The 15,454-nt window shown below is 36.8% G+C and carries 12 protein-coding genes; 3 read left to right on the top strand and 9 right to left on the bottom strand.

Features of this window, described 5'->3' with window-relative positions:
• Positions 1-196 precede the first annotated feature (196 nt).
• Positions 197-1,159, top strand: a complete 963-nt coding sequence (gene accA, locus ABN080_RS03185) for an acetyl-CoA carboxylase carboxyl transferase subunit alpha (RefSeq protein WP_349440333.1) — start codon at positions 197-199, stop codon at positions 1,157-1,159.
• 78 nt (positions 1,160-1,237) lie between these two features.
• Positions 1,238-2,125, top strand: coding sequence for a LysR family transcriptional regulator (locus tag ABN080_RS03180; protein WP_196553479.1), 888 nt, complete (start codon positions 1,238-1,240; stop codon positions 2,123-2,125).
• A 9-nt stretch (positions 2,126-2,134) separates the two neighbouring features.
• On the opposite strand, the gene ABN080_RS03175 is transcribed toward ABN080_RS03180, so the two are convergent.
• On the bottom strand, positions 2,135-3,637 hold the full coding sequence (locus tag ABN080_RS03175; RefSeq protein ID WP_196553034.1) for an MFS transporter: 1,503 nt from the start codon (positions 3,635-3,637) through the stop codon (positions 2,135-2,137).
• Positions 3,638-3,789: 152 nt separating this feature from the next.
• Between ABN080_RS03175 and ABN080_RS03170 the strand changes: the two genes are divergently transcribed.
• Complete coding sequence (locus ABN080_RS03170) at positions 3,790-4,386, top strand: TetR/AcrR family transcriptional regulator (protein WP_349440332.1); 597 nt, start codon at positions 3,790-3,792, stop codon at positions 4,384-4,386.
• A gap of 108 nt (positions 4,387-4,494) precedes the next feature.
• Here ABN080_RS03170 and ABN080_RS03165 read toward each other — a convergent pair whose 3' ends face one another.
• The 8 genes from ABN080_RS03165 to ABN080_RS03130 form a co-directional block, all read right to left on the bottom strand.
• Positions 4,495-4,722 carry a hypothetical protein gene (locus ABN080_RS03165; protein ID WP_349440331.1) on the bottom strand — a complete coding sequence of 76 codons (228 nt, stop codon included), beginning with the start codon at positions 4,720-4,722 and terminating at the stop codon, positions 4,495-4,497.
• Between the two features lie 253 nt (positions 4,723-4,975).
• Positions 4,976-6,943, bottom strand: a complete 1,968-nt coding sequence (fhuB, locus tag ABN080_RS03160; RefSeq protein WP_349440330.1) for a Fe(3+)-hydroxamate ABC transporter permease FhuB — start codon at positions 6,941-6,943, stop codon at positions 4,976-4,978.
• Positions 6,933-7,853, bottom strand: coding sequence for an iron-siderophore ABC transporter substrate-binding protein (locus ABN080_RS03155; protein WP_349440329.1), 921 nt, complete (start codon positions 7,851-7,853; stop codon positions 6,933-6,935). Before ABN080_RS03155 ends, fhuB begins: the two co-directional genes overlap by 11 nt.
• Complete coding sequence (locus ABN080_RS03150; protein WP_196553038.1) at positions 7,844-8,626, bottom strand: ABC transporter ATP-binding protein; 783 nt, start codon at positions 8,624-8,626, stop codon at positions 7,844-7,846. The genes ABN080_RS03155 and ABN080_RS03150 overlap by 10 nt, the downstream gene beginning before the upstream one ends.
• A gap of 75 nt (positions 8,627-8,701) precedes the next feature.
• Positions 8,702-10,786, bottom strand: a complete 2,085-nt coding sequence (locus ABN080_RS03145) for a TonB-dependent siderophore receptor (protein WP_349440328.1) — start codon at positions 10,784-10,786, stop codon at positions 8,702-8,704.
• A 111-nt stretch (positions 10,787-10,897) separates the two neighbouring features.
• A complete protein-coding gene (locus tag ABN080_RS03140) occupies positions 10,898-12,019 on the bottom strand; it encodes a hypothetical protein (protein ID WP_349440327.1) in 1,122 nt (373 codons plus the stop codon).
• A 2-nt stretch (positions 12,020-12,021) separates the two neighbouring features.
• A complete protein-coding gene (locus ABN080_RS03135) occupies positions 12,022-13,191 on the bottom strand; it encodes an ABC transporter substrate-binding protein (protein WP_349440326.1) in 1,170 nt (389 codons plus the stop codon).
• Between the two features lie 9 nt (positions 13,192-13,200).
• Complete coding sequence (locus ABN080_RS03130; RefSeq protein WP_349440325.1) at positions 13,201-15,441, bottom strand: TonB-dependent siderophore receptor; 2,241 nt, start codon at positions 15,439-15,441, stop codon at positions 13,201-13,203.
• Positions 15,442-15,454 lie beyond the last annotated feature (13 nt).

Below are 15,454 nucleotides of genomic sequence, written 5' to 3'. Positions count from 1 at the left end.
GTAATTACTGTATAGCTTAAAGTCAGAAAAAAAGCTCTTTTTGATCTTGTTTTTTTTCTTGTCGATCTTGTTGTAATGTTTAATTATCCCATTTTTGATAATAGTGTTTATCAAATTCCTCTCTATCAACACATTATTATTTTTTCTAAACTGACCCAATTACTGTTTTATTTACTGCATTAAATCTGAGGTCGTTATGTCTTTTATTCATCTTGAATTTGAAAAACCTATTGTTGAATTAGACGAAAAAATAGATGCATTGCTTACCTTTAAGCAATCTCAAGATGAACCAACAGGTATTAATTTAGATGAAGAAATCGCTCGTTTAAGGCAAAAAAGCCTTTCGCTGACAAAATCTATTTTTACTGATTTAGGTGCATGGGAAATTGTGCAGCTCGCTCGTCACCCAATGCGCCCATATACCCTTGACTACATTAAAGCGGTTTTTACTGATTTTCAGGAGTTATCGGGTGATAGAGCTTATGCCGATGATAAAGCGATTGTTGCGGGCTTAGCGCGTTTAGACAAAATGCCAGTCATGGTGATAGGGCAACAAAAAGGGCGTGATACAAAAGAGAAAATTCTTCGTAATTTTGGTATGCCATCACCTGAAGGTTATAGAAAAGCATTACGTTTAATGAAAATGGCTGAACGTTTTCATCTACCCGTTATTATTTTTATTGATTCTGCGGGCGCTTACCCAGGTGTTGGTGCTGAAGAACGAGGACAAGCAGAAGCTATCGCTCGTAATATTCTTGAAATGTCACGATTAAAAACACCGATTATTTGCACTATTACTGGTGAAGGATTTTCTGGAGGTGCGCTAGCAATTGGTGTTGGTGATAAAGTGAATATGCTGCAATACAGCACTTATGCGGCAATTTCACCAGAAGGCTGTGCTTCTATTTTATGGAAAAGTTCTGAAAAAGCGCCAATAGCGGCAGAAACCATGGGAATGACAGCACCTAAATTACAATCATTAGGCATTATCGACGCTATTATTCCAGAGCCATTAGGTGGAGCTCATCGTGATCATCAACAAGCAGCTGAATTTCTTAAACAACAATTATTGACTGACTTAGCCTTATTAAAAAGCTATTCAACCGAGGAGCTTTTAGATAAACGTTATCAAAAACTCATGTCTCATGGTTACTGTTAATTATTAACGAGAGAAAAGAAAATGAATGATACACTGCCTATATTAAGCAATAAAAATACAGTAGGCAGTGAATTATTTATGCAAATTGATCTTAATTTATTACGTATTTTTTCTGCTGTAGCCGAGCAAGGACAATTTGCCGCAGCAGCTCGGCTATTATCTATGCCTACCTCGAATATCAGTCGTGCTATTAAACAGCTTGAACAGCAACTCACTTGTAAACTTATTGATAGAACAACGCGAAAGATGCGTCTTACAGAACAAGGTAAATTACTCTATCAGCAAGGAAAGAAAACGTTAACTGAGTTAGACAATGTTATAAGCAATATCACTAGTGATGGCCCATTAACAGGAACGTTCCGTTTAACCATTCCTAGTGAATATGGTAGCGAACTACTGGCTGATATTTTAGCCGATTTTGCAGTTCTTCATCCTAATTTACTTATTCAATGTGACACTCAATTAATGCCAAGAAATATCATTGATGATGATATTGATTTACTATTAACTTTTCATCGCGGAAATCTAGCAGATAGCAGTTATCATTCACGGTTAATTAAATCGTGGCGCAGTATTGTTGTTGCCTCTAATGAGTTATTAGAAAAAACAGGTGTTCCAACTCATATCGAACAATTAAGTCAAATGCCTTGTATTTCTAGTTTAAGCGCATTAGAAGGGCAGCCTTGGATATTTATTGATGAACATAAAAAATCAATAAAAGTTACTATTAATAGCCATTACCGAGTAAATAGCGCCATATTAGCAAGAGCTGCGGTATTAAAAGGATTAGGGTTTGCTATTTTGGCTGAACATTGTTGTATTGATGCAATTAAAGCTGGAGATTTGCGAGCTATTGAATTTCCTCAACAGCCCGCCAGTATTAATTTAATCGCAATATATGCAAGTCGTAGTACGCTTTCTCGTAATATTGAATCTTTCCTTGAGTTTCTTACTCAACGTTTATAACTATCACTATCAATCGGTTATTTGCTGGGAAAGTGCGCTATGTTTTGTTTTTAAAGGTAATAATACGATAAATAAAGTGATAAAACATGAGATCCCAGCAGTTGCAATTGCATAAGCAAATCCGGAATTAAATGCCTCTGGTAGCAGAGTAATGAATTCTTTATCTAAATTGCTGGTAGTATTTTCAGTTACTAGACTGACAACATCGATATAGTTTACAGATATTCCTAATGCCTGACTTTGCATAACCATATAATGGATTGCTTGTTGCACCATTAATGTACCTAGTAAAGCAATCCCCATCGTCATTCCTGTTTGTCTTAATGCATTCATGGTTGCAGACGCCATACCAGAGCGAGATGGTGAAACACTTTTCATCACTAACGCACCAATTGCAGGCGTTGACAAGCCCATTCCAGCACCTAATACAAATAAATAACTTCCAGTTATTCCATAGTGGCTATTTGTTGCCAATGTCGCTAATAAGCAAGAAGAAATAGCGATAAACAAGAAACCACAGATCATTAATTTTCTTACTGAAAAATATGCAGATAAACGACCAAAAGACATTGAAAATAGAGCCATTGCAATAAATTCAGGTGCCATTCTCCAACCTGTTTCTAATGCACTCCAGCCTTGTGCTTTTTGCAGAAAAAAAGCAATAAAAAAGACATTGCTATAAGTGGCAAAGCCCAAAGTGAAAGAAGAAAGGTTATATTGAAAAAATGCGCGATCTTTAAATAAAGTAAGTGGTAATAAAGGCCGCTCAACACGTTTTTCTATCATTAAAAAGAGAACGAGAAATATAACGCCTACCATCAATGTCGATAAAGTTCGATAATGTGACCAACCTACAGATCCGGCTTCAATTAAACCATAAGTCAGTAAGCCTAGTCCTAACATACTGGTCAATTGACCAAAGGGATCTAGTGCCACATTTTCAGGATCAGCGCTTTCACTTAATCCATACCAACCCAGTAATACAGTAATTATGCCTATAGGAATATTAATAAGGAATATACTTGCCCAACCGCTGGTATGAACTAATATCCCACCTAAAATAGGGCCAATAATCAGTGATAAAGCACTGACAGAAGACCAAATACCTATAATACGGACACGCTCAATATCAATTGGAAAAGCATGTGTAATTAGAGACAATGCGCCAGGAATTAGTGCGGCGGCAGCAATACCTTGAATAATACGGCCTAAAATAAGCACTTCATGTTGCTGTGCAATAGCACAAATAACAGATCCTACAGTAAAAATAATCACACCCCATAACCATACTTTTTTTCGTCCAAAGCGGTCACTTAAAGGGCCTGATGACAAAATACAGGCAGATAAACAAAGCGCATAAGCATCAACAATCCATTGTAAAGTTGCCATATCAGCATGGATATCATTTTGAATAGTGGGTAATGCTACATTCACGATACTAATATCAAGTGTTGCCATAAAAGTGCCTAAACAAATGGCACAGATAAGTGACAGTCGTTTCAAATAAGTCATAAGCTTTATTGCCTTAATGATGAATAATAATGGCATAATAATACTCGACCGACCGTCGGTCAATCGTTATTGATAATGAGTTTCATTTATCATCGTTGTGGCTAGCTTTAATTTAGAGTACTCTTTACAAGCGACTTTGAGGGAGATAAGCAATGTCATTAGAAGAACAAACCACAGATAAACCAAGAACAAAACCCGCAGAGGTTCGTTTAGAAGAGTTAATGAATGCAGCAGAAGCATTGTTTTTAGATAAAGGCTTTGATGCAACAACTGTGAGCGATATCGTAAAAAAGGCAGGGGTAGCTAAAGGAACCTATTATCACTATTTTTCTGCCAAAACAGATGTTCTTAACGCATTAAGAACGCGTTATATGGATTGGTACTTGGATAAAATAGACAGTGCGATGAATGCCTGCTCACAGCAAGATCACCGTGAAAAATTAAAACAGTGGTGTGAAATTAGTGTGATTGCTTATGTTGAGAAACAGCAATTACACGATATGCTTTTTCATCAAGTTTTTCATCAAAGTAGTAATATTCATGAAAATAGGGCATTGCAGCAAATACAAACATTGTTAATTTCAGGAACTGAAAATAAAACGTGGCACGTCACACAGCCTGAATTAACCAGTACGTTGATTTATCATGGTATGCATGCAGCGGTTGATAATTTAGGTCATAGTGAAGAATATACTGCAAATACTTTAGGCCCAATGCTTTACCAGCAATTTACGCAATTGCTAAAATAATTATTTAGAGAAAATAGGGATGTTAAAAAACGTTATTTAAATTATTGGATTAGTCATAATGCTCGTATATCAAAATAAAACCACCCACAATACAGGTGGTTTTTATTTTTAATTATCTGTTTTAACTAATAGCTTAAAAACATTATTTGAACAACTTGAATTATTTTGATGAGGTGGGACCTTTCCTTCATGTGCATTTAGCGCAATTTCATAACCACATGTTTTACATCTGTAAATTCCTGAATATTCTACATATTGTGATGTTTTAAATTCAGTATTGAAATCTGTTGAATATAGCGATTTCTTTAAGTTAGATTCATAATAATACTTTGCCATATAAAAACTCCTTATATAAAAAGTGAATTTTAAACATAGCGTAATGCTTTTATTTATAAAGGTGCCCTGATCACAATAAATAACAATTAATCAATAATACTTATCTATTAATAGGTATTATTGAGATAAATAATTAAATATTTTTAGTTTCAAACGTATAAATAATTACCACTGAAAAATATCTTTGTAACTAATTATATTTAAAGCCTAAGAATATTAGTAAAAATAACACCAATATCTTAGGCTTTTCAAATCAACGGCTACGGTTTAACAGCATTAAGCAAAGGAAATAGCTACCACCTAAAATAGCCACTAAAGTTCCTGCCGCAATTTGTGCGGGATAAATAAATATTTGTCCAAGCCAATCAGCCCAAACCATTAAGGTGCCACCAATTAATCCTGAAACCATTAATTGTGATTTTATTTTTTGAGCACCAAGTAATACGGCCATATGAGGAGCAACTAAGCCAATAAAGGCAATAGGGCCTACTGTTGAAGTTACTAAAGCACATAATAACGAAACGATGATTAATAAAATAATACTGGCACGCTCAGTATGCAATCCTCGAGCTGAAGCAAAACTTCGACCAATTGATATTAGTGCAAGCCAGCGCGTTAATAAAAAGACACTTCCCACAATCAATGTAATTGCAAATGCAAAATAGAGAGCCTGTTCACTATTAACACGATAAGTTGAACCAGATAACCACAGTAATATTTTATAGCTGCTTAATGAGCCTTTCGCTAAGAAAAATTGAATAAAGGCTTCTAAACTCGCGGTTAATGCAATACCCGTTAATATCAAACTGGCTGGCGCATATTGGTGTTTTTTGCCTAAGATTAATAGAGTAATCATCACAACACCGCTACCTAATAATGCAATTCCCCACTGTGATGTTTGTAAGGTACTCCCTAAAATTAAGCTAGAAAAAACTAATGCAAAAGTAGCACCAGATGAAACCCCTAAAATATCTGGACTAGCTAATGGATTGTAGATTAAACGTTGTAAAATCACGCCAGCAATAGCCAGTGCAATACCGGCAAATAAAGCAGCTAATAAACGAGGAGAGCGTAACGCCCATTGGTAAACAGAGGGTATTTCCCAAAACCATTGATGCTCATTAATATGAATGAAAATTGTAAGGACTAATCCAAGTATTAATAATACAAATATTCCTATTACAGTATACATTGATACTGTTTTGGTCTGAGAATGAATAGAAATAGAAAGCTGATCTTGAGCTCTCATTTTCTTTCGACTAAACCAAATTAATGCAGGCGCTCCAATAGCCGCGGCTGTCACTCCGCTGGGAATAACCGTATTGAGCCACTGACCAACCCATATTGCCAAGCTATCTGTAATAAGTAATAAGCATATTCCCATTAAGCCGCTGGCAATAAGCTCTTGACGAGCAGTTCTTGCACCTAATGTTCTGACAATATTAGGTGCAAGTAATCCGATAAAACTAATGACGCCAACAACAGTAATTGATACGGAAACTAGCCAAGTACTTAATATAATAAAAAATGCAAATGTAGGTAAAACAGATAACCCTCGAGCCGTTGCACCTTCATGCCCTAATCGTAATAAAGTGAGAATACGAGGTGCAAACATAAAAATAAGTAAAACAGGTGTAATTCGAGGTAATAGCCAAAGGAATTTATCCCAACCATCTTGCGCTAAATCACCTGCACCCCACATAAATATATTTTGAGCAAACTGTGAATTTAATGTCACCAGCGCGGTTGCAATTGCGCCTAATAAGATATTAATGACCATACCAGAAACAACGAGGGGTAAACCGGTCATATTGCGGATACCCGCAATAATAATGACAAGACCAAATGCAAATAAAGCCCCCATCGTTGCAGCTAATGCACTATAGTCAGCAACCCAATCTGTAAACCAGATATTAACAATAACTAAAGCTAACCAAGCTCCTGAAGAAGTACCTAATGTTAACGGTGATGTCAGGTTATTTTGTGTTAATTGTTGCATTAAGCTGCCGACAACACCGAAAATCCCGCCAATCAGTAGTGTCATAGCTAAACGAGGTAATTGTGCATGAATAAAAAAAACATCGGCAAATAGGGCGTTTGTATCTAAATTTCCCAACAAATGCCATTGGCGATATAATGAAAGAGAATTATCAATTTGTAAGCTAGTAATGCTTAATAAGATGATCGCCAAAAAATAGAAAGTAAATTGCTTAATATTCATTATTCGGTGCCATATCTAATAAACTTTCTGTAATAGCTTCTGCCATTAACGTTAATGATGCTACTCCGCCATAATTCCATACTGGCTTCACTGAGTGAAAATGCCTATTCTGTACAAATGGCATGGCTTGCCATAATGCGGATTTTTGCAGTTTGCTTTCATCAGGGAATGGCAACATATAAAGAACGTAGCCTTGTTTAATATGTTGCAATATATTCATTCTTCGCTGATCAATTCCCCAAGGTTGAGGAGGTAATGATATGGCGGATTTTAGACCCAACTTATTGACTACATATTCAGTTGTTGAGTTTTCGGTGTATAGAAAAACAGACGTTAATGTAGAAAAACGGATCACTTCCACTTCAGGTAACGTAATAAATGCTTGCTGTAATTTGCTCTTTAATTGTGCAAAAGTGTTGTCCATTTCTGCTAATTTTTGCTGTGCAAGCGCTGTTTTTCCTAAAATAGAGGCTAGGGTATTAAAATGCGCCAAAGCAACTTCTGCTGCATTATCTTGGCGAGAGAAATTAGGCAGATATACAACAGGGGCTATGGTTTTTAATACAGGCAATAAATCTTGCTGAGAACTTGATGCTAAAATAAGATCTGGTTTTAACGAAGCCATTTTTTCTAAATTAGGCTCAGCCCGCATACCCACTTCTTCAATAGTATTTGGAGCAACAGGGTAAGCTACCCATTGGTTATACCCAGCAATTTCAGTAGCGCCCACTGGAATAACATCAAGTGTTAATATTTGTTCCAATAAATCCCAATCCAAAACAATAATGCGTTGTGGCGTATTCGCGTTTGTTTCATGATTATTTTGCGCAGCATTAACAATGGGAGTGATAAATAAAATAGCCAGACAAAAAGACAGAAGCCTAACTATTTTTTGTAATATTACACACATACCACTGCCACCTTATGTTGTTGTGAACCTTTATTATCAGGGTGTTCAATCAGCTTAATGGGTGTTTCATAAAGTGCAGAAAGTCGTTCATCATCAAAAAGTAGTGAGGCTTCTCCTTCAAATGCAATTTTCCCTTTTTTAAGCGCGATAATATGAGTGGCGTAACGCAAGGCAAGGTTGAGATCATGCAAAATAACGATAATACCAACATGTTGAGTTTGATTTAATTCACTTAAAAGCTCCATTAGTTGATATTGATGATGTATATCTAAAGCAGAAGTTGGCTCATCTAAAATTAAAATGGGTGATTGTTGAGCCAGTAACATTGCAACCCAAGCACGTTGACGTTCACCACCAGATAAATCATCAGCGAGTGTGTCTGCAAAGGGTAAAACTCCCGCTTTTTCCATTGCCGTTGTGATTATTTCATCATCTTTTTTATTCCAACGGCCTAATGTTCCACGCCAAGGGAAACGGCCTAAACGCACTAATTCTCTTACTGTTAATCCTGCAGAAGCAGGCAATTTTTGAGGAAGGAAGGCTATCTGTTTAGCTAGATCACGTGGTTTATAGTGTGAGATATTGCAATTATTCAGTGTGATATTTCCACTATCAGGGATTTGCTGACCAGATAATAAACTAACTAAGGTCGATTTACCTGAACCATTATGGCCGAGCACAATAGTTAATCCAGAGTCTGAAATACGCAGTGAGGGGATTGATAAAATAGTACGTCCACCGCGATCCATTTGAATATTTGAGAGTTCGAACATGGTCACTCATTTATAAAATACTATTCCGCCTTTTAATTGCATATTTAACAATAAAAGGCGGAATAAAAAAGAAAATTACCAGCGATATTTTGCGTTCAATAAAACAGAGCGCGATTGCCCATAATAACAGTAGTAATCACAACCAGAGATATACTCTTTATCGAGGATATTGTTGATATTTAACTGTAGTTGCCACTGTTTATCGAGGTTATAAGTTGCTGCCATATCCCATAATGTTGCACTAGGAACAGTTAAATTACTGCTTTTAGGGTTATCTTTAGATTCTCCTAAATAGCGTACCCCAGTACCTAATGTTAGATCTTGCGTCCCTGTAATTGGAATAGTGTAACTTCCCCAAGCTGAAGCGGTATGTTTAGGAATTAACCCCGCTTGCTGTTTACCTTTATTACCAGTGTCATCCGTTTGCATATCGGTATAGGTGTAATTGGCTTTTAATGCTAAACGTTCAGTCAACTGCACTTCACTGGAAACTTCGACACCTTTTGAGGTGACTTTACCCGTTTGTGTTGAAACAAAAGTTGTTGGGTTTGCAACAAGTGCATTTTTCTGTGTGATATCAAACCAAGCAATATTAAAATAACCATCCATAAAATCAGGCGTATATTTTATACCCGCTTCAATTTGGTCACCTTTGAGTGGTTTATAAAGCTCTTTAGTTGCCGGATCAATGGTGCTCATCACCTCGAATGACTCAGAATAACTGATATAAGGCGATACGCCATTATCTGCTAAATACATTAATCCTGCATTGAGGCTAAATTCACTATCAGTACGTGATTTGTCCTCATTTTTTGTTTGCGCTTTATTTTCTGTTTTTACCCAATCTTGACGAACACCGGCAACGGCAACCCAGTGACTATCAAATTTGGTTTGATATTGTGAATAAAGACTATATTGTGTTTTATCGATAGTACGATTGACATTATCAGCAGGGTTAAGTGGGGTATATTTACCGTAAATTGGGTTCCACGGATTAATTTTATCAAAACTATAATTATCTTGTTCATCACCTTTAGTTTGGTGATATTGCAATTCAGCACCGGCTAATAATGTGTGCTCAAAATTATCTGTATCCCATTCACCGACTATATTGTTATCAAAAGTGATACTTTGGCTTTTACCATCACGGAAGACAACACCTCGACTTAGCTCTGTTGCAGTGATATCTGAATTAGGAAAAGCATAGACACTGCGTAATAACAAATCGTTATAGCCATAGTTTAAACGTTGTGAAAAACGCCAAACATCATTGATATTATGGTCAAGTAAATAACCTGCTGAAATTTGGGTACGTTTATATTTATCATACCCAGGTTCACCTAAGTTGGTAGAAGGCTTAATTTTACCAAAAGGGGATGAAATTAATGTGCCTGCTGCTGGGAAGAAAGGATTAGTTGGCGTACCATCATCATGAAGATAGGTTGCCATAAAAGTGAGTGATGTATCGTCAGTCAGGTTAATCGCAACACTTGGCGCTAGATAAATACGCTCATTATCAGTACCCGATAATTCTCCGTCTGATTTTTTCATTAACCCAACAAGGCGATAGCGCACACGTTTATCATCCGTGGCACTTGAAACATCAAAGCCTAAGCCTCGTTGATCATTATTTCCGGCCTCAAGAAAGACTTCATTACGAGGAGTAAAACTGGGTTTCTTTTGTACTACGTTAACGGCACCACCAGGTGTCGATTCACCAAATAATACAGCAGAAGAACCTTTTACCACTTCAATTTGTTCAAAACCATAAGGCTCAAGTAGCCATGTATAATAACCATCACGAAAGAGGCGACTGCCATCGAGATAAGTTGCCGCCTCAAAGCCACGAATACGGAGCCAATCAGTATCGTTATCAGCACCAAAAGGTTGAGAGACAACACCTGATGTATAACGCAATGCTTCGTCTAATTTTTGTGGAGCATGAGTTTCTATATCTTGCTGAGAAATCACAGAAACTGATTTAGGCGTTTCTTGCAAACTAGTATTTACTTTTAATGCTTGAGCACTAACAACAAGCTTCTCTACTTGTTCTGTTTTTGCTGCATCTTCCGCAAAAGCCTGTGTAGCCAAAACAAAAGGAAGGGTGGCAGAACAGAGCAATGCCACCGGTTTTAATTTAAACGCATGAAAATTAATCACAATAAGTCACCGAATAATAATAATTACTATTAGCAGTATTATTCATATAATCGATACTAAGGTAAATTAATTTATGCAAAAATATCTATAAATAATAATTTTTTAGGTTAATTAACTGGTTGTATCAATCCAAGCAAGGCGACCGCCGACAGAAGTGCTGAAATGATGCTGATTATGACTTAAGCATAATGCTCGCATCCCTGCGGCTTGCTGTGAATACCAAGCGCCTCCGCGCATTAAAGAGCGTTGACCATAATTTCGTAAATAAACCTGATCATTGTCCTGTTGGTTTATTGCTGGATATAATCCTAATTCTTTAAATAATGTAGGTATTTTAATACTATCTTCTGCTGTTATTGCATTAAAATCGCCGTCCATTAATCCAGCAGGATAACCATTATCTGTTGGTGTGCCGTTATAGTGTTTTATTGAAGTTGATAAAATAGGAGTACCAGCATTTCCATCACAATAATCTGAAGGGGCATCGTATTTTGCGCTATTGGGATGATTGATTGGTAATAATTGTCCCGTTGATAATGCTATTGAGTGCCATTGCTCTATTACTGAGGGATCACCACAAAATACAGAATCATTATCTTTAATTATCTGTATTTCTCCGGCATTTAATTGCATACCACTTTGCCATTCCCAAAGGTTGCCACATAAATCACTAATACCAAACTCACTATTATCATGATACCAATTCGACCATTGTGGCCCCGTTATTGTCGTGGGATCACCTGTGGTAAAGTCCATATCACCAGCTTCTTTACCATCAACACGAGTAACAGATTGCTCTGGGTGAAGAAAGCTTCGTCCATAATCCGTATTACCATCTTCAATCATATTGTGGTGGCGACACCACAGCATTAAAGCAGCCCATTCTGCATGTGTACTTAAATGAAATCCTCGTCCTGTATGTTGTGCATATTGCTGGAAGCTCAATAAATCTAATGATGTCGCCGGTTTTTGGTTAGGTAAACTTAACAATTCATCTTGATGTAATGAAGCGGGATAACACGCATAGAAAAACTCATTCTTAACTTTTCCATTTACAATAAATGCAGAGTGAGTTGTATCATCAAGATTATCTGATACTTCATTTAATCGAAAATAAGGAACAACATACATATAGTTAGGTTGGCCTTTTGCTGAGTATAAAATTGTTCTTTTTCCTGCTGATTGTGACTCAATTTTTGCCCGTAAAGGATCGGGTGAATAGATATCAAACATGATTATTCCTTATCTTGATCAAACAAAGTGACCCAATAGCCCGTTTCCCATTTCACTGGTAAAAATTGAGTATGGTAATCATAAAAAATAGTGTCTACATCGAGGTGTGAAAAACGCTCAGGGTGTAGCCATTTAGCCATTTGTAATATCGCAATAAAACCAAAAGGGCTGTCATAAAATGAGTGCCAAAGAGCATATACTTGTTTATCTTTAACCGCATCGAGTGTTTTGTAAGCAAGTCGGTGCATTAAAATTTCAAGTTGCTGTTTTGCCAAATCTAAATTTGCACCTGGGCCTAAATTAACCCAATCACCTGAAGGGTTATAGCCACTCCAATCAGCCCCTGTTAAAAAAATCTTATCCGGTTTGGCATAAATCACCGTTTCTTGGTTCAAAATCCCATAAGTGCCTTTTATATATTCTGAACCTAAGTTTTGACCACCTGCATTTTGTAACATTTGTCCCATACTGCCATTACCATAAGAAAGACAACATTCAGGTGTAAAACCAGCGGCTCGTTCAAATAACACATTAGGGCGTTTAAGTGGCTTTTTTCTTAATTGCTGAGAAATATAATTGAGTTGCTTTTCACGAAATTGATTCATGGCTTGGCTTTGTGAAATATTGCCCAATAAATTTCCCATTATAGATGTACTAATTGGCGTGTTATTAAGTGGGTCGATGCTCAAATCAAACACCACAACGGGAATATTCGCTTTCGTTAATAAATCCAGCACACCATTAACACTAATTGCACGATAAGTTCCAACCGCCACAATAATGACATCGGGTTTTAGCGCGATAAGTTTTTCACTATTAAAATGTCCACTCGACATAGCCGTAAACTCAGGTAATGCCAATAATTGAGGAAATGCTCGCGTATATTGGTGATATAAACTTAAGTCGGCAGTACGGAAGGCGGATGGCATCCCGATAAGACGCTCATAAAAAGCGCCTCCACTTAATGAAGCATAAAGTAAAAATAACCCACTATCTGCCACATAAATGCGTGTTAATTCTTGTACTAATACAATTTCTCTTCCCAGAATATCAACAATTTCTCTCTGTCTTGGTTTTACATAAACAAGTTTTGCATAAACAGGAAAAGGGGTTGCTAATAATAACGAGAATGCACTGGCACCTTTTAGTAATGAACGTCGATAGTTATCCATGTTCATCTCCTAAAAATAGTAATTGAGGATACCAAGCACAACACGATCGCTTCCCACACTGCAATAAGTTGAACTAGTACAACTAGAAATATAGGATTTATTCGTGATATTGCTGACAGTTAATCCTAATTCTAAACCCTGTAATTCACGATTAATTGCCGATAATTGATAACGGAAACTCACATCCCCTAACCATACTGCTGGTACCTTAAATGTATTCGTATTATCACCGTAAGTTGAACCTAAATAACGTACACCAGCACCTAATAATGCACCGTTTAAATAAGGTTGATGAAAACGATAATCTATCCATGCAGATCCCGTATGAGTAGGTACTTGGACAGGGTGTTTATTTAAGGTGGTTGGATCGCTAGTCGATGTCACAATATTATGAAGATAAGCATAATTGAGCATCATATTAACTTGTGGCGTTAGCGCTAATTTACTTTCAAGCTCAACGCCACGAGAACGAATTTTACCCGATTGCTGATAATAATCAGGATTTCTAGGGTTATGTGTTGTGACATTCTCTTGGGTTAATTGATATACAGAAATACTAACCAGTTGTGTTAACTCAGAATTTTGATATTTAACACCTGCTTCATATTGTTTTGATTTCATTGGAATAAAAGCTTTTCCATCTGCATCTGTACCTAATACAGGATCAAAACTATCTGATGTACTTATCCAAGGTGAGAACCCATTATTAAATTGATAACTTAAACCAACACGATGACTCCATGCCGTGTTATGGCTTTGCTGTGTCATACCTGAAATTTGATTATGTGTCTCTAAATCCGCACTGTCATAACGGCCACTGAGTAATAAATTCCATCGCTGCCAACGAAGGTGATCTTGTAAATAGTATCCATAGCGATCAAATTGTTGTTTTGTGGAAGTACGCGAAACAGGGTAAGGCTCAAAATCAGGCTTGTGATGTGATGCCCAAGGATCAAAACTAACTGTTTGTGAACCCCACCAATCTTTGGTCATATAGCCATGTTGATAATCAAAACCAGTTATCACAGTATGATTGATATCCCATGTTGCTAATTTACCAATCAATTGTGAATCAGTTACCCATGTTTCTGATGTACTTGGCGCCTCCTGATAAACCGCAGTTAACAAGCGAGCACCGGGCAGAAAGCCACGGGTATAGTCACGGCTTATTTCTGTATCAACCTTCATAAAACGAGTATTTTGCTTAAATTGCCACTGTGGGGTCAGTTCATATTCAAACAATGAAGTTAACGATTGTTGTTTACGATGTGAATTATCATGGCTTTGATTATTATAATTTCGATTAGGATCAACTTTACCATTAGGATTAGGTAATAAACCTAATGCTTGAGCAGGTAGCGTATTGTAGTAACCCAGACGAGGCTCTTTTTGATATTGTCCCAATATTGTCCAACTCAATACATCATTAGGTTTCCAAGTGAGAGCAGGTGAAATAAGAAAACGAGTTTGACGAGAAGAGGGTATTTGCGATCCTTGTTCAAGCATCAAACCTGAAACACGATATAACCATGTTTCATTTTCATTAAGAGCTGATGTGGTATCAAATTTAATACCATGATTTTTATTATTGCCCGCTTGTAATTGCACTTGGTGTTGCGTTTCTGCACAAGGACGACGCGATATCATATTAATCACACCACCTGCACCACCTTGTCCATATAAAGCAGATGCAGGGCCATGTACGGCTTCGATACTTTCTAAACTCCAACTATCAATTTGTGGCGCCCAAATACCGCTATTACCAAGCATTCTTAAACCATCTAAATAATAGTCTGCATCAAATCCGCGCATTTTCGAGTAATCAATACCACTACCAAAAGCGCCAAATTTTTCACTGACAATCCCAGAACTATAACGTAATGCCTGACTAATAGATTCAGAGGGTAAGTTATCTAGTTGACTACGATTAACAACAGAAACCATTTGTGGTGCTTCTAATAAAGTTGCATCACTTTTCGTCGCCGTTGCCTGCTGTTTTGCAACATATCCGTAAGGTTGTGCATCAGACAACGAACTTGGTGAAGAGGCGACAATAATTTTTTCAATATTTTCTGAAGCAAAAGAGGGTAACACCACGCTTAATGAAATTAATGTAGGTAAAACAAAAGAGTAACTACATTTCCAATAATTTTTTAATTGCTTATTTGGACAATGTATTATTTGAGGTAGTAGCAACATAATGATCCCAAAAAATGAAATAAACCATGATTGACTCGTGGTCGGTAACATACATTATCGACCG

This window comes from Proteus sp. fly-1089 (genome assembly GCF_040138965.1).
Lineage (GTDB): Bacteria > Pseudomonadota > Gammaproteobacteria > Enterobacterales > Enterobacteriaceae > Proteus > Proteus vulgaris_B.
This window is presented reverse-complemented; position numbering and strand designations above follow the sequence as displayed.